The 14,395-nt window shown below is 68.1% G+C and carries 18 protein-coding genes; 6 read left to right on the top strand and 12 right to left on the bottom strand.

From position 1 onward, the window contains the following. Nucleotides 1-16: 16 nt before the first annotated feature. On the bottom strand, nt 17-712 hold the full coding sequence (locus IFT87_RS00625) for an endonuclease/exonuclease/phosphatase family protein (RefSeq protein ID WP_031441229.1): 696 nt from the start codon (nt 710-712) through the stop codon (nt 17-19). Nucleotides 713-1,093: 381 nt separating this feature from the next. On the opposite strand from IFT87_RS00625, the gene IFT87_RS00620 reads away from it, so the two are divergent. From IFT87_RS00620 to IFT87_RS00610, 3 genes are read left to right on the top strand one after another with little or no spacing between them, the layout of a single operon-like run. Continuing rightward, nucleotides 1,094-2,695 (top strand): flavin monoamine oxidase family protein, encoded by a 1,602-nt coding sequence (locus tag IFT87_RS00620; RefSeq protein WP_037529053.1) that lies wholly within the window; start codon nt 1,094-1,096, stop codon nt 2,693-2,695. A 5-nt stretch (nt 2,696-2,700) separates the two neighbouring features. Further along, entirely contained in the window at nt 2,701-3,273 is a 573-nt protein-coding gene (locus IFT87_RS00615) for a GNAT family N-acetyltransferase (RefSeq protein WP_249403177.1), read from the top strand. 35 nt (nt 3,274-3,308) lie between these two features. After that, nucleotides 3,309-3,857 (top strand): RidA family protein, encoded by a 549-nt coding sequence (locus tag IFT87_RS00610; RefSeq protein ID WP_192007183.1) that lies wholly within the window; start codon nt 3,309-3,311, stop codon nt 3,855-3,857. Between the two features lie 16 nt (nt 3,858-3,873). Here the strand turns inward: IFT87_RS00610 and IFT87_RS00605 are convergent, their stop codons facing one another. Next, entirely contained in the window at nt 3,874-4,446 is a 573-nt protein-coding gene (locus IFT87_RS00605; RefSeq protein WP_037529049.1) for a cytochrome b, read from the bottom strand. 132 nt (nt 4,447-4,578) lie between these two features. Here IFT87_RS00605 and IFT87_RS00600 point away from each other — a divergent pair, with 132 nt between their 5' ends. Next, entirely contained in the window at nt 4,579-5,061 is a 483-nt protein-coding gene (locus tag IFT87_RS00600) for a potassium channel family protein (protein WP_052149048.1), read from the top strand. 56 nt (nt 5,062-5,117) lie between these two features. After that, on the top strand, nt 5,118-5,924 hold the full coding sequence (locus IFT87_RS00595; protein ID WP_192007181.1) for a universal stress protein: 807 nt from the start codon (nt 5,118-5,120) through the stop codon (nt 5,922-5,924). Nucleotides 5,925-5,948: 24 nt separating this feature from the next. Here the strand turns inward: IFT87_RS00595 and IFT87_RS00590 are convergent, their stop codons facing one another. Genes IFT87_RS00590 through IFT87_RS00580 form a run of 3 tightly spaced genes read right to left on the bottom strand, consistent with a single transcriptional unit; the run spans nt 5,949 to nt 7,983 of the window. After that, nucleotides 5,949-6,863, bottom strand: coding sequence for a hypothetical protein (locus IFT87_RS00590; protein WP_037529045.1), 915 nt, complete (start codon nt 6,861-6,863; stop codon nt 5,949-5,951). A 38-nt stretch (nt 6,864-6,901) separates the two neighbouring features. Next, nucleotides 6,902-7,114, bottom strand: a complete 213-nt coding sequence (locus IFT87_RS00585) for a hypothetical protein (protein ID WP_037529043.1) — start codon at nt 7,112-7,114, stop codon at nt 6,902-6,904. Further along, nucleotides 7,111-7,983 (bottom strand): SDR family oxidoreductase, encoded by an 873-nt coding sequence (locus tag IFT87_RS00580; RefSeq protein ID WP_037529041.1) that lies wholly within the window; start codon nt 7,981-7,983, stop codon nt 7,111-7,113. Before IFT87_RS00580 ends, IFT87_RS00585 begins: the two co-directional genes overlap by 4 nt. A gap of 126 nt (nt 7,984-8,109) precedes the next feature. Between IFT87_RS00580 and IFT87_RS00575 the strand changes: the two genes are divergently transcribed. Beyond that, nucleotides 8,110-8,544, top strand: coding sequence for a DUF3291 domain-containing protein (locus tag IFT87_RS00575; RefSeq protein ID WP_037529063.1), 435 nt, complete (start codon nt 8,110-8,112; stop codon nt 8,542-8,544). Nucleotides 8,545-8,561: 17 nt separating this feature from the next. Here the strand turns inward: IFT87_RS00575 and IFT87_RS00570 are convergent, their stop codons facing one another. From IFT87_RS00570 to IFT87_RS00540, 7 genes are all read right to left on the bottom strand, one after another. Continuing rightward, nucleotides 8,562-9,569, bottom strand: coding sequence for a zinc-dependent alcohol dehydrogenase family protein (locus IFT87_RS00570; RefSeq protein ID WP_037529039.1), 1,008 nt, complete (start codon nt 9,567-9,569; stop codon nt 8,562-8,564). 97 nt (nt 9,570-9,666) lie between these two features. Then, a complete protein-coding gene (locus IFT87_RS00565) occupies nt 9,667-10,539 on the bottom strand; it encodes an exonuclease domain-containing protein (RefSeq protein WP_192007179.1) in 873 nt (290 codons plus the stop codon). Nucleotides 10,540-10,594: 55 nt separating this feature from the next. Continuing rightward, nucleotides 10,595-10,855 (bottom strand): DksA/TraR family C4-type zinc finger protein, encoded by a 261-nt coding sequence (locus IFT87_RS00560; RefSeq protein WP_031439716.1) that lies wholly within the window; start codon nt 10,853-10,855, stop codon nt 10,595-10,597. A 96-nt stretch (nt 10,856-10,951) separates the two neighbouring features. Next, nucleotides 10,952-11,431 carry a MarR family winged helix-turn-helix transcriptional regulator gene (locus IFT87_RS00555; protein WP_037530285.1) on the bottom strand — a complete coding sequence of 160 codons (480 nt, stop codon included), beginning with the start codon at nt 11,429-11,431 and terminating at the stop codon, nt 10,952-10,954. Between the two features lie 98 nt (nt 11,432-11,529). Continuing rightward, nucleotides 11,530-12,330, bottom strand: a complete 801-nt coding sequence (locus IFT87_RS00550; RefSeq protein WP_037530287.1) for an SDR family NAD(P)-dependent oxidoreductase — start codon at nt 12,328-12,330, stop codon at nt 11,530-11,532. 14 nt (nt 12,331-12,344) lie between these two features. Then, a complete protein-coding gene (locus IFT87_RS00545; protein ID WP_037530290.1) occupies nt 12,345-13,523 on the bottom strand; it encodes a zinc-dependent alcohol dehydrogenase in 1,179 nt (392 codons plus the stop codon). After that, nucleotides 13,523-14,104: an SRPBCC family protein gene (locus IFT87_RS00540; RefSeq protein ID WP_031439712.1), complete on the bottom strand. Its 582-nt coding sequence runs from the start codon at nt 14,102-14,104 to the stop codon at nt 13,523-13,525. The genes IFT87_RS00545 and IFT87_RS00540 overlap by 1 nt, the downstream gene beginning before the upstream one ends. Between the last annotated feature and the right edge of the window lie 291 nt (nt 14,105-14,395).

Below are 14,395 nucleotides of genomic sequence, written 5' to 3'. Positions count from 1 at the left end.
ACGGGAACGGTCCGCGTCATGCGGGTTCCAGCGTCGCCCAGATCGGCAGATGATCCGACGCCTTGCGCGCGGCGGCGCTGCTGTGCACGCCGCAGCTAGCGATGCGCAGGTCGCGCGACGCCATGATCCGGTCGAGCCGGGCGATCGCGCGGCGCGAATGGAAGCTCGCGCCGGTATCGGCGAACGCGAAGTCGCGGCCGAAGTCGCGCAGGCAGCCCGAGCCCGCGCTCCATTCGTTGAGGTCGCCCATCAGCACGGTGGGGTGGCGGGTCGCGCAGGCGTCGACATGCGCGAGCACGGCTGCGGCCTGACGCCGTCGCCACAGCCCCGACAGGTCGAGATGCATGCCGACGACGCGGATCATCCCGCCCGTGGTCCGCACGTCGGCCATCACTGCGCCGCGCGGCTCGAGCGAGGGGAGGTGGATCGCCTCGCTGTCGACGATCACCGCGGACTTGCGCACCAGCACGACATTGCCGTGCCACCCCATGCTGAGCGCGCTGAGGCTGACGGGGATCGGCTTCCAGTCGCTATGCTCCTCGAGCAGGTGATAGGGCAGCACGCAGGCGCGCGTGCCGAACCGGCGATCCGCCTCCTGCAGCGCGATGACGTCGGCGTCGATCTCGCGCAGCACCTCGACCACGCGTTCGGGGTTCCGGCGGCGGTCGAGACCGATGCCCTTGTGGATATTATAGCTGGCGACCTTGATCATGTGCGCGGGCTTAACGCGGGATGGCGGGTGCGGGTTGCCGCGGGCTCGGCCGATTGCCCCGGCCTGCGCCGTGCATGATGGATTAACCGGCACCGCACGGCGGCGGAGCGATGGATTGGAATACCGCAATCTCCTTGCGCGTAACAATAGCACTGGGACGCGCGCGAAACAGGACAAAAACTGCTTGCGCGATCGATTCAATTGGAGTGTCATGGGGTCATAACAAAACGCAGGGACGAACGATAACGAGCTGGTGCGGGCAACGCGCCGGTCGCCGGGGGAGTGTGCCGCGGATCCGAGCCAACAGGACGGACGACGCGAAGGTGAGCGACTTTCCAGGGGACGCGCGGTCGAGGCCGCGCAAACGGGGCGGACTCACAGATGATCACGCGGCGATCGATCCTACAGCATATCGGCATGGCGGGCGGCGCGGCCGCGACCTTCGGGGCGATGGAGGCGCTGGGGATCGCGGGTAATGTCGCGGCGGCGGCGCCGATGCCCGATCTGCCCGCGGGCTTTGGCAAGGGGCGGTCGGTGATCGTGCTGGGGGCTGGCATCGCCGGGCTGGTCGCCGCCTATGAACTGCAGCAGGCGGGGTTCGACGTCACCGTGCTCGAGGCGCGCGACCGGGTCGGCGGGCGCAACTGGACGGTGCGCGACGGCGACCGGATCGTGATGGACGGCGAGGCGGACCAGGTCGCGCGCTTTTCCGACGGCGCCTATTTCAATGCCGGGCCGGCGCGGCTGCCGAGCTTCCACCACCGCATCCTCGGCTATTGCGGCAAGCTCGGCGTCCCGCTCGAGGTCGAGATCAATTCGAGCCGCAGCGCGTTCCTGATGGGGCAGAAGGGCGACAAGGTGCGGATGCGCACCGCGATCAACGACACGCGCGGGCATGTCGCCGAACTGCTGATGAAGGCGGTCAATCAGGGCGCGCTCGACCAGAGCCTGAGCGCGGCGGACAAGCAGGCGTTGCTGCCGTTTCTCAAGACCTATGGCGATCTCGACGCGACGGGGCATTTCGCAGGGACGTTGCGATCGGGGTTCCAGGCGTTTCCCGATGCAGGCGTCGGCGTCTTCGCGCGACCGCCCGCGCCGATGCCGCTCGACCGGCTGCTCGCCAACGAACAGCTGCCGGCGATGCTGTTCGAGGACAATGTCTATATGCAGGCGACGATGTTCCAGCCGGTCGGCGGGATGGACCGGATCCCGGCGGGGTTCGAGCGCGCGCTGAGGCGCAAGGTGGTGCGCGGCGCGGACGTGACGCGGATCCGCAACCGCCCCGATGGCGTCGAGATCGCCTGGCGCGATACCAAGACGGGCGCGGGCCGGATCGCGCGCGCCGATTTCTCGGTCTGCACGATTCCCTTTCCGGTGCTCGCCAAGGTCGACTGCGACTTCGCCAAGCCCGTCGCGCAGGCGATTGCGGGCGTGGTGTACGACCATTCGAACAAGGTCGCGTTCGATTCGCCGCGCTTCTGGGAACAGGACCAGATCTATGGCGGCATCTCGTTCGTCGGCGGCGAGACGTCGCTGATCTGGTATCCGAGTGCCGGGCTGTTCAGTCCGCGCGGGATGCTGCTGGCCTGCTATACCTCGGGGGAGCGGGCGGAAGGCTTTGCGAAGCTGCCGATCGCCGACCAGGTCGAGCGTGCGCGCGCGGCGGTCGAGCGGCTGCACCCGGGGCATGGCAAAGATCTGGTCAACGGCGTCGCGGTCAACTGGAACAAGGTCCCGTACAGCCTGGGGCCATGGCCGAACTGGTTCGTCGGGATGGCGGGACATCAGGAGGGTGATATCGATACCGAAGGCTATCGTCTGTTGTGCCAGCCCGCGGGCCGCACCGTCTTTGCCAGCGCCGCGCTGAGCCAGACGCCGGGATGGCAGGAGGGCGCGGTCCAGTCCGCGCATCACGCGATCGCCGCGATCGCGGGGCTTCAGCGTGCCGATCTGGGTGCGCGGCCGGACCGGGTGGCGGCGTGATCGGCATGATAATGAGCGGCACGACGACGGGCGGGGTGACGATCCGGGCGGCACGGCGGGAGGATGTCCCCGCGCTGGAGCAGCTGATCGCGACGTCGGCGGCAACTTTGGGGCAGGGCTTCTACGCGCCCGACGCGCTGGCGAGTGCGATCCGGACGATCTTCGGGGTCGATACCGATCTGGTCGACGACGGCAGCTATCTGGTCGCGGAGATCGACGGCGCGCTGGCGGGGTGCGGGGGGTGGAGCCGCTTCGCCACGCTGTTCGGCGGCGACCGCTATGCCGACCGGTCCGCCGCGCTGCTGGTACCGGGGCAGGATGCGGCGCGGATCCGCGCGATGTTCACCGCCCCCGGCTTTGCGCGGCGCGGGGTGGGATCGGCGATCATGGCGGCGAGCGAGGCGGCCGCGCGGAAGGCGGGGTTCGACAAGCTTGCGCTGATGGCGACGCTGTCGGGGGTCCCCTTCTACGAAAGCCACGGCTTCGTCGCGGAGCCCGGGATCACCGTCGACGCGGACGGGATCGCGGTTCCGTTCGTGCCGATGACCAAGGCGCTTCACACGCCCGACGCGTTCTGACGCGCGGGACCACCGAATTTTTGGGAGAGACGACCATGCCAGTGCGACCGATCGTGAACCGCGTCTCGCGCAGACTGACCCTTGCGGGTCTGGGGGCGAGCATCGCCTTGGCGGCGATGCTTGCGACGCCGGCAACCGGGCAGATCGTCCGCCACGCCAATCCGGGGCCGGGGCCGTCGCTGATCCTGCAGAGCGTGACGATCCCCGCCGGTGCGGAAACGCTGGTGCTGTCGGGACAGCTCGCCGCGCCGATCGATCCGACGAAACCGGTCACCGGCGTCGAGTCGTTCGGCGACACCAGGACGCAGACGGTCAGCATCTTCACGAAGATCAAGGCGATCCTGGCCGAGCATGGCTATACGATGGCCGATGTCTACAAGCTGACGGTGTTCGTCACCGCCGACCCGAAGCGCGGCGACGGCAAGATGGACTTTGCCGGCATGAACGACGGCTTCAAGCAGTTCTTCGGGAGCGCGGACAACCCTAATACGGTCGCGCGGTCGACGGTGCAGGTCGCAGCGCTCGCAGGCCCCAATTACCTCGTCGAGATCGAGGCAACCGCGGCACGGATGCCGCGTCGCTGAGGCGGCGGGGCGGTGGTCAGGCGTCGCCCCGCGCGCCCGACGGCAGCATCCGGTTGCCGATACGGTCGACGAACTGATGCTTCAGCGCGGCGCCGACATGCAGGACGAGCAGCGCGCAGGTCAGCCAGACGAGCAGGCCGTGCGCCTCCTCGAAACCCTCATGCGCGCCGCGCGGCAGGCCGGGGATGAACGGCCAGCTCAAGCCGCCGATGAGCGAGGTGGTGCTGCTGGTCAGCGCGGGCTTGCCCGTCGACAGATACATCCACCCGGTCGCGGGCAGGCCGATCAGGATGATGTAGAACAGCGCGTGGTTGGCGCGGGCGAGCACGCGTTCCCACGTCTGCAGTGCAGCAGGGAAGGGCGGCGGCGGATTGGCGATCCGCCAGATCAGCCGGGCGATGCTGAGCAGCAGGACCGTGAAGCCGAGCGTCTTGTGCCAGTCGAACCAGCCGGCGCGCAGGTCGCCACGCGGCATGTCGGCAAAGGTCCAGCCGACATAGAGCTGGATGAAGACCAGCGCAGCGATGATCCAGTGGAACGCGATCGCGCCCAAATTGTAGCGCCGTGCGCCATCGCGTCGTGCCGTCATCTGCTGTCTCCCCGGTCGCCCGGTTCTACGCCGCGCGGCCATCGGCGTACAGTGGTCATCCCGCCTGCACCGGGGCTGGTCTAGGTAGATACCCGCATGGGAAACCGCAGGCGGCCGCCCTAGGCTCGGCCGATGAACCTCTTCGTCCAGCTCGCGGTGGCGACGGGCATGGTGCTGGCCACCATCCTGGTCCATCTTGCCGGGCTGGCCGGGCTGTTGCTGGTGATCCGGCGGCAGGGGCGCAGGACCGGGGTGCGGCGGCGCTGGCATGACGTGATCGGGATCATCGGCGCCGCGACCGCGCTGTTCGTGGTCCACGGGATCGAGATCTGGGCCTATGCGCTGCTGTACAGCGGGACGGGCGCACTCGCCGATTTCGGCACCGCGCTGTATTTCTCGACCGCGACCTATACGACGATCGGGTATGGCGACGTGCTGCTCGGGGAATCGTGGCGGATCGTCGGCGCGATCGAGGGCGCCAATGGCGTGATCCTGCTCGGCTGGTCGACCGCCTTCTTCGTCGCGATGGTCGCGCGCATCACGATCGTCGAGCGCGAATTCACCGAGCGGCCAGCGACCCCGCGCCCCGCGGCGGATCCGTATAAACCGCAATAACGCGTGCGCGCCGGGCAGCCTAGCAATAGCGCTGTATCCAACCCGAAAGGCGTCCGATGAAAAACATATTGGTGCTGGCGCATGACGACGAGGGCCAGGAGGCCCGGCTCCAGGCCGCGCTCGATCTCGGGCGTGCGCTGACGGGGCATATCACCTGTCTCGACGTGACCTATATCCCGCCGATCCTGGGCAACGACTATAGCGAGGCGGGCTATGCGATGGCGGCGGTGCTGGCGGACGAAACGACGCGCGAGCGTGCCAACAAGGTGACGCTAGAGGCTCGGTTCGCGCGCGAGGATGTCGCGTGGGACTGGGTCGATGCGACCGGGGAGGCGGCGGCGTGCATCGTCCGTGCCGCGGCGCTCGCCGACGTCATCGTCCTCAACCGCCGGCTCGACAACCCGTCGGTGATCGACATGCGCCGCACCGCGAGCGAGCTGATCGTCAAGTCGGGCAAGCCGGTGCTTGCGGTGCCGGGCGAGTCCCGGGGGATCGATCTGGCGACCGCACTGGTCGCATGGGACGGGTCGCCCTGCGCCGCGGCGGCGCTGCGCGCGGCGGTGCCGATGCTCAGGCTCGCCGACCAGGTCACGCTGTTCTCGGTCGACGACGGGGCGATGGCGTCGCCGATCGAGGACGCCGCCACCTATCTGTCGCGCTACGACATCCACCCCGTCATCCGCCGGATCGAGGTCCAGCCCGGCGGCGCGCCCAAACAGCTGCTCGCCGCCGCCGCGAGCGGGCAATATGGCTATGTCGTGATGGGCGGGTTCGGGCATCTGCGCTTTACCGAGGCGCTGTTCGGCGAGGTGACGCGGACCATGCTGACCAGCAGCCTGATCCCCGTCTTCCTCGCGCACTGACGCCCAATCGTCGGGGGCCGGCGGTCAGAGCGCCCCGGTCAGCAGCAGCTTGCGGACGTCGTCCTGCACCTGGTTGGCGGCGCCCAGCCGCTCGATCAGCTGCGCAGGGCGGCTGCCGCGCAGGCCTGCGACGGTCAGTTCGCCGTCGCGGACATAGGTATAGACCCCGCTGACCGCGAACGCCGCGACATGGCCGATATGCGCCTTCTGCCCGTCGATCGTGGCCGTGAAGCGGTCCGAGACGAAGAAGCAGCGGCGGGTCATCGGCGTCTCGAAGGCGAATTCGAGGATCGCGACCTGTTCACGCTCCGGCGGCACGGTGTGCGCGACGTCGGGCGCGGGCGGCGCCGGGTCCGCATTATCGTAGCGCTCGGGCAGATGCAGCCGCAGCTTCAGCACCGCCGGGTCGGCGGCGAGCGTCTCGGCGAACTGCGTCATGAAGTCCGCAAACCCGGCGGCATCGGTGTCGCCGATCCCGAAATGAACGTGAAGCCGATCAATGCTCTCCCCGCCATTGGGCACCGGGTTGGCGATCCGGTCGACCAGCGTCCGTGACCCCTGCGGCAGTGCATAGGCGACGGTCGCGGCGAACATGTTCTGTTCGTCGGCGAACAGGATCGGGCAGGCGGCGTTGAAAATCTCCTGCTCCGCGGCGCTGGCAAAGCCGATCTCGACCCCGCCATCGAGCACATAGTCGTCGAACGACGCGATCCCGTCGATCGCCGGCCAGAGATGCGCATCCTGCGCGCGATCGAGATGCATCTGGACGTACCAGCCGAGCCCGGGAATGCGCGAGCAGAGCGGTCCGTGCACGTCGCGCCAATAGGTCGCGAAGACCTCGTGCGGGACCTGCGGTCGGCGCAGCACCGTCGTGAAGGTGTTGATCGCGATCCGCGAATCGCGCGCGGAATAGTCGGTCGTGACGCTGGGGTCTGACATGGAAGAATCTTTGTTCTGGAGAAATCGGGGGAGCAGCGTCAGCGCTCGCGGAGATCGGGGACGCTGTAGACAGAGGGTTCGTCGTCGGCGGTGCCGCGCGCGAAGACGGCGATGTCGCCCGGCATCACCTCCTGCCGGGCCCACCGGTCCCATCCGATATGGATGAAATCCGGCGGGCCGAAGATGCGCAGCGCGGCGCTGTATTCGTCGCCGCGAAACCCGACAAAGTGCAGCGCGGGGCGGGCGCTCACAGCATCGGCATGCCGCCCGTCACCGGCAGCAGCGCGCCCGACATGTAGCTGCCCTCGTCGGAGGCGAGCAGGACATAGGCCGGGGCGAGCTCGCCCGGCTGACCCGCGCGGCCAAGCGGCGTGTTCTGGCCGAGCGTCTCGAGCTCGTCGCCGCCCTTGGCGATCGGCTGGATCGGCGTCCAGACGGGGCCGGGCGCGACGCAGTTCACGCGGATGCCCTTGGGCGCGAGCAGGTTGGACAGTCCGATCGTCAGGCTCGCGATCGCGCCCTTGGTGGTCGAATAGACGATCATGTTCTCGGTCGCGATCTTCGCCTGCACGCTGGTCGAATTCACGATCGCGGCGCCCGGCTTCATGTGCGGCACCGCGGCCTTGGCGAGGCGGATCATCGCGAAGACATTGGCGGAGAAGGCATCCTGCATCTCGTCGTCGTCGATATCGTCGAGCGTTTCGTTCATCGTCTGCGCGGCGGCGTTGTTGACGAGGATGTCGAGCTTGCCGAGATCCGCGACGGTGCGCTCGACCAAAGCCGCGCAGTGATCGCGGTCGCGAATGTCGCCTGGCAGCAGGATGCAGCGGCGTCCGGCCTTCTCGACCCAGGCCTTGGTCTCGTCGGCATCGGCCTGTTCCTCGGCGAGATAGGAGATCGCGACGTCGGCGCCTTCGCGCGCATAGGCGATCGCGACCGCGCGACCGATCCCCGAATCGCCGCCGGTGATCAGCGCGACGCGGTCTTTCAGCAGCCCCTTGCCGACATAGCTGTCCTCGCCGTGATCGGGCTTGTTGCGCATCGCGGTCTCGAGACCGGGGCTCGTCTGCTGCGGTTCGTTCGGAAAGGACGTGGGGGCGCTGCTGCGGGGATCGCTCATAATCTCGTGTCCTGGGTGTAGTTTAGGGGGGATATGCGGGTCGAACGAACCAGCACGCGCATCGCTCCGCCGCGCAGGGCCGATCGCGCAGTTGCTGGGCAATGCGGGCAGGCGTAGGTGTCGCGCATGGCCTTTGTCAGCATCACCCGGCTTCGGTTGCGCGCGCTGCGGTTCGTGCCGCTGTTCGCGCTCGATGCGCTCAGGACCACTGCGCAGGTGCGGCGTGCCGACGGGTATCTCACCGGGGCCATCCTGCGCGACCGTGCGCTGACCTTCTGGACGATGACGGTCTGGCGCGATGCCGCGGACATGAAGCGCTATATCGTCGATGGGTCGCATCTGAAGGCGATGCCGAAGTTGATGCACTGGTGTGACGAGGCCAGCATCGCCCACTGGACGAGCGAGACCGCCGATCTGCCCGGCTGGGCCGAGGCGGATCGGCGGATGCGCGGGGAGGGGCGGCCGTCCAAGGTCCGGTATCCGAGCGCAGGTCATGCCGCGCTCGACTACCGTCCGCCGCGGCTGACCGGCGCGGCAGCGATCCCGCCGCGCCGGGGGTAATTACCCAATCGTTGCGCTTACCATTCGATGCCGATCTTGCCGAAATGCGCGCCGCTCTGCTGGAGGGCGAACGCCTCGGCGAGCTGGTTGAGCGGGAAGCGGCGGTCGACCACCGGCTTGATCCCGGTCGCGTCGATCGCGCGGACGAAGTCCTGCTGTTCCTGACGGCTGCCGACGATCAGGCCCTGGAGCCGTGCCTGCTTGCCCATCAGAGCGGCGGTCGGAACCTCGCCGCTGTTGCCCGTCAGCACGCCGATCAGCGAGATGTGCCCGCCGACACGGACCGCGGTGATCGACTGCGCCAGTGTGCCCGGGCCGCCAACCTCGACGACATGATCGACGCCGCGCCCGCCGGTCCAGTCGACGACGTTGCGTCCCCAATCGGCCTCGTCGCGATAGTTGAGCGTGAAGTCGGCCCCGAGCGCGCGCGCACGGTCGAGCTTCTCATCCGATGACGAGGTGATCGCGACCCGCGCACCCATCGCCTTGGCGATCTGCAATGCCCAGATCGAGACACCGCCGGTGCCGAGGAGCAGCACGGTGTCGCCCGCCTTCAGCTTGCCGTCGACGACGAGCGCACGCCACGCGGTCAGCCCGGCGGTGGTGATCGTCGCCGCCTCGACCGCGTCATAGCCCTTGGGCGTGTGCGTGAACGCGGTCGCAGGGAGGACGACATACGCCTGGGCGAAGCCGTCGATGCCGTCGCCGGGCGTCCGCGAGAAATCGCCGATCGTCGGCGTGCCGGTCTGCCAGTCAGGGAAGAAGCACGACACGACCTGATCGCCGACCGCGAATTCGGTCACGCCGTCGCCGATGCTCTCGACCACGCCGGCGCCGTCGGACAGCGGGATGCGGCCATCCTCGGTCGGCATCCGGCCGGTGACGACGCCCAGATCATGGTAGTTGAGCGAACTGCCGTGCAGCGCGACACGGATCATTCCCGCGCCCGGCACGCCCGGATCCGCACGGTCTTCGCTCTGTAGCGTGTCGAGCCCCGCGGGCGATCGCAGCGTCATGGCCTTCATCGTCAAACTCCTGATGTTCGCGCCCCCAACGGCCGAGCCGGGCAAACAGCCGCATGCGATGTCCGAAGCTTTACCCGATCCCCGGCACGTCCCGACGTCAGACCCGGTGGAGCAGCGCGTCCAGATCGGCTTCGCCCAGGATGCGGATCGCGCCACCGTCGCGGCGATAGGCCTCCGCCTTCAGCCGGGCGGGATGCGTGCGCAGCGCGCGCGCCTGTAGGTCGGGGCCGGCGACGAGCAGGATCGTCGTGGTCGCGCCGACGGAGGTCATCACCCGCGCGCCGAGCGCGGCGACACGGTGCGCGAGCGGCCCGTCGCGCGGCTGGCCGAGCAGCGCGATCCGTTCGCCGCGCAGGGGCCCGTCGAGCGCCGCGGCGGGGGCGGGGCCGGCGACGCGCGGCGGGGCGAGCCAGTCGGCGAGCGTAAGCCCGGTATGGTCGATCGCCTTGACGATCACCCAGCCCGCGGCGCGCGCATCGCTCAGCGCGTCATGGTGGCGATGCTCGATCCCGAGATAGCGCGCGAGCTGCCCGAGCTTGTGGTTCGCCAGATCGGGCCAGGCGCGCTTGGCGACTCGCACGCTGTCGAGCCAGGTCGTCTCGATCGCCGGGCGATCATGCACGCGGCAGGCGGCGGCGAGCGCCCCCTTGTCGAAATAGGAATGCGCGACCGTGGTCCGCCCCGACAGATGCGCGGTCACCGTCGCATGGATGTCGGCAAAGCTCGGCTGGCCGACGACATGATGCGCGGCGATGCCGTGGATCCGCGTGTTGAACGCGTGGAACTCGTCGCGCGGATCGACCAGCGTCTCATAGGCGAAGACCTCGGCACCGTTCCGGAAGCCGACGATCCCGACCTGGCAGATGCTGCTGACGCGCGCGCAGGCGGTCTCGACGTCGATCACGACGAAATCGGGCGCGGTCTCGTCAAGGTCATGGGCCAGCGGTTGCAGCGCGGTCGTCGTCAGCATGGCGTCACCTCTAGCGCCGACCCAAGCGGCACGCGATCCCCCAACACCCTCCGCATCAGCGAAGCTGGCTGTCCTTGCTGCCACGGCGGTTGAACAGCGAGGCCGCGGGCCGATCGCGACCGCTCTGGCAGGCGATGCACGTCCGTACACCCGGCACGGCCTGGCGCCGCCCTTCCGGAATGTCGTCGCCACAGGCGATGCACTGTTCCTCGCTCTCGCCGACCGGCATCCGCGCACGCGCCGCCATCACCGCATCCATCACGGTATCGTCGATCTGATCCTGCACCGCGCCATCGCGCGTCCAGCCGCCTGCCATGCTTCGTCTCCGTTCGTGCCCCGATCGTGTCAGGTTCCTGACCTATATGGGAAAGCATCGGCGGCATTGCACGTCGGCGGGTCCGGCGGCGGGGGGCTAGCGTCCTGCGGTATCCGGATCGCCGAGCGCGCGGCGCAGCGCGGTGACCTCGGCGTTGAGTGCGCGTAGCCGGTCGGGCGTCATCCCGCTGCGATCGACGATCATCGGCCCGAGGCACCCGGTACCCGCCCAGCAGGTTTGGCCCGCCGGGGTGAGCCGGACATGCATCTGCCGCTCATCCGCCGGGTTGCGCAGCCGCGTGACCAGCCCCGCCGCCTCCAGCCGTTTGGCGAGCGGCGTGATCGTGCTCGGTTCGAGCGCGAGCCGTTCGGCGATCGCGCCGATCGTCCGGCCATCCTCCGCCTCGTGCAGCGTCTGGAGCACGAGGAACTGTGGATAGGTGATGCCGAGCTGGTCGAGCATCGGCTTGTACGCGCGGTTGATCGCGATCGTTGCGGCGTAAAGCGAAAAGCAGAGCTGCTCGTCGAGCGGGAGGGGCGGGGGGACGGTATCGGATGATGGCGGTTGATCGGGCACGAAGGGGCTCCTGGCTGAACCGCCGACTTACCATGCCGATCTTTATCGTGGCAAACGACGCGGCAGACCGAAGCCCGCCGCGTCGCCTCATGCCGCGATCAGTCCTTCGCGCTGCCGGGTTCGGCCATCTTGCGATGCTGCTCGGCGAGGACCGAGCCGGGGACGACATTGGCGATCACGCCCTGCAGCTTGGTCATCCAGCCCGAGAAGACCGAGCCCTTGCCCGCCATCAGCGCGTCCCAGCCATCGCGCGCGACATCGGCAGGCGAGCGCTTGTTCGGATCGGTGCCGACATCGGTGTCGTTCATGTCGGCGCGGTCGAAGAATTCGGTGTCGACCGGCCCCGGCATCAGCGTGGTCAGCGTGACGCCGTCCGCATCCTTGATCTCGTTGCGGAGCGCTTCGGTGAAGCTGTCGATGAACGCCTTCGACCCGTTATACACCGCCTGGAACGCGCCGGGGATATAGCCCGCAACCGACCCGGTCACGAGCAGCTTGCCGTCGTTGCGCGCGACCATCGCGGGCAGCACCTTCTGTACCAGATACAGCGTGCCCATGATGTTGGTGTCGATCACCGCGCGCCAGTCGGCGACGCTCTGATCGAGGAAACCGTGTCCCAGCCCGCGGCCGGCATTGGCGCACAATATGTCGATCTGGCGCCCGTTGGTCGCCGCGAGCAGCGCGTCGACGCCGTCGGTGGTCGACAGGTCGGCCTCGAGCGCCGTTACCGTGGTCCCGAACTGGCGAAAGTCGGCCGCCGCCGCCTCGATCAGCGCCTCGTCCGCGACGACGAGGATGTCATAGCCGTCCTGCGCCGCAATCGTCGCGAGTTCGAAGCCGATGCCCGTCGAGGCGCCGGTGATGACGGCGAATTTGCCGTGTGGTGATGCTGTAGCCATGGGTCGATATCCTCTCAGTTGAAGCCGGGCTTGAGCACGACCTTGGTCACTTCGTTCTGGTCGTCGTGGAACATCTTGTAGCCCTGCGGCGCCTCCTCGAGATCCATGCGGTGCGAGATGAGGAAGGTCGTGTCGATCTTCTCCTCGAGGATCGCGTTGAGCAGTGCGGGCATGTAATGCTGGACGTGCGTCTGGCCGGTCTTGAGCGTCAGCCCCTTCTCCATGAACGCGCCGAGCGGGAATTTGTCGACGAGCCCGCCATAGACCGCGGGCATCGAGACGCGGCCGCCCTTGCGGCAGGCGATGATGGCCTGGCGGATCGCGTGTGCGCGGTCGGTGCCGAGGAAGGTCGACTTCTTGATCTGGTCGATGACGTTGTCGACGAAGAAGCCGTGCGCCTCCAGTCCGACGCTGTCGATCACCGCATCGGGACCGATCCCGCCGGTCATCGCCATCAGCGCCTCATAGACCGCGCTTTCCTCGAAGTTGATCGTCTCCGCGCCGAACCGCTTGGCGAGGGCGAGGCGCTTGGGGAAATGGTCGATCGCGATGACGCGCTCGGCGCCCATCAGGAACGCCGACTGGACCGCGAACAGCCCGACCGGACCGCAGCCCCAGACCGCGACGGTATCGCCGGGCTCAATCTGCGCATTCTCCGCCGCCTGCCAGCCGGTCGGCAGGATGTCGGACAGGAACAGCACCTTGTCGTCCTCGATCCCGTCGGGGATCACGATCGGGCCGACATCGCTGAACGGCACGCGGACATATTCCGCCTGGCCGCCCGCATAGCCGCCGGTCATGTGGCTATAGCCGAACAGCCCGCTCATCGGCTGGCCGTACAGCTCCTGCGCGATGTCCTGATTGTCCGCGGGCAGGCCGTTGTCGCACGCGGAATATTGATGCTTGCCGCAGTGATAGCAGCTGCCGCACGCGATCGTGAACGGCACGACGACGCGCTGCCCCTTCTTCAGCGTCGATTTGGGGCCGGTCTCGACGACCTCGCCCATGAATTCATGGCCGAGAATGTCGCCCGCCTGCATCGTCGGGATATAGCCGTCATAGAGATGCAGGTCGGAGCCACAGATCGCGGTCGACGTCACCTTGATGATGCAGTCGCGCGGGTTGAGGATCTCGGGGTCGTCGACCGTGTCGACGCGGACGTCGTGGCGGCCATGCCATGCCAATGCGCGCATCAGGCGAACTCCTCGTCATGCTGTTTGCGGGTGAAGGCGGCGGTCGCGATCTCGCCCGTCTCCATCAGTTGCTTGAACCGGCGCAGGTCGCGGCGCGCCTGGATCGCGGGTTCGCGCTGAAACATCTTGGCGACGATCTTGCCGACGATGCCGGCGGGCGGATCATAGACGATCGTCGCGGTGACGACGGTGCCGCGCGCGCCGGCGTCGCGGAACTCGACCCGGCCGCTGTTCGCGACATCGGCGCCCGGTTCGGACGTCCAGGCGATCACCCGGTCGGGCGTCTCGTCGGTCACGACCGCGTCCCATTCGACCGTGCGGCCCGCGGGCGCCTTGACCACCCAGTGCGACCGCGTGGCGTCGATCGGGGTGATCGACACGACATTCTCCATGAAGCGCGGCAGGTTGGTGAAGTCGCGGAAATAGGCGAACAGCTCGGCCGCCGGGCGATTGATCGTCACCGTGCGGCCGACGATGCTGTCCCCGGTCGTGGTCGGCAGGCCCTCGGCGGCGATCGGGTCGCCCTTCTTCCAAGTCGTCGGGGGCGCGTCGTCGGTATGGTCGGTAGGGGACTGCGACATGTCCGTTCTCCTGTCCGGGGCGGGTGGCCCGCGAACCTGTTCGTGCTGCAAACTCCTCCCCCAACGCGTCAGATTCGCGGGCGGCGGCGGAGGGCAGCAGGCGGTTCGTCGCACTCCAGCGACAGTTCGTCGTCGGCCGCCTGAGAAGTTGATGTCGCTCAGTGAATTTCTCGGGGCGGGACGGCGCGGAAGCCCGCCGCATAAAAATCTACCGGCCGGTACAGAAGGCGATTGACGATTGGGCCGATCGGTTTGTATACCGCTCGGTATCGAAGGTTGCTCCGACGTCGG

It is taken from the genome of Sphingomonas sp. CFBP 8765 (assembly GCF_014841445.1).
Classification (GTDB): domain Bacteria; phylum Pseudomonadota; class Alphaproteobacteria; order Sphingomonadales; family Sphingomonadaceae; genus Sphingomonas; species Sphingomonas aerolata.
Note: the sequence above shows the minus strand (reverse complement) of the source record. Positions and strands in the feature narration are given on the sequence as shown.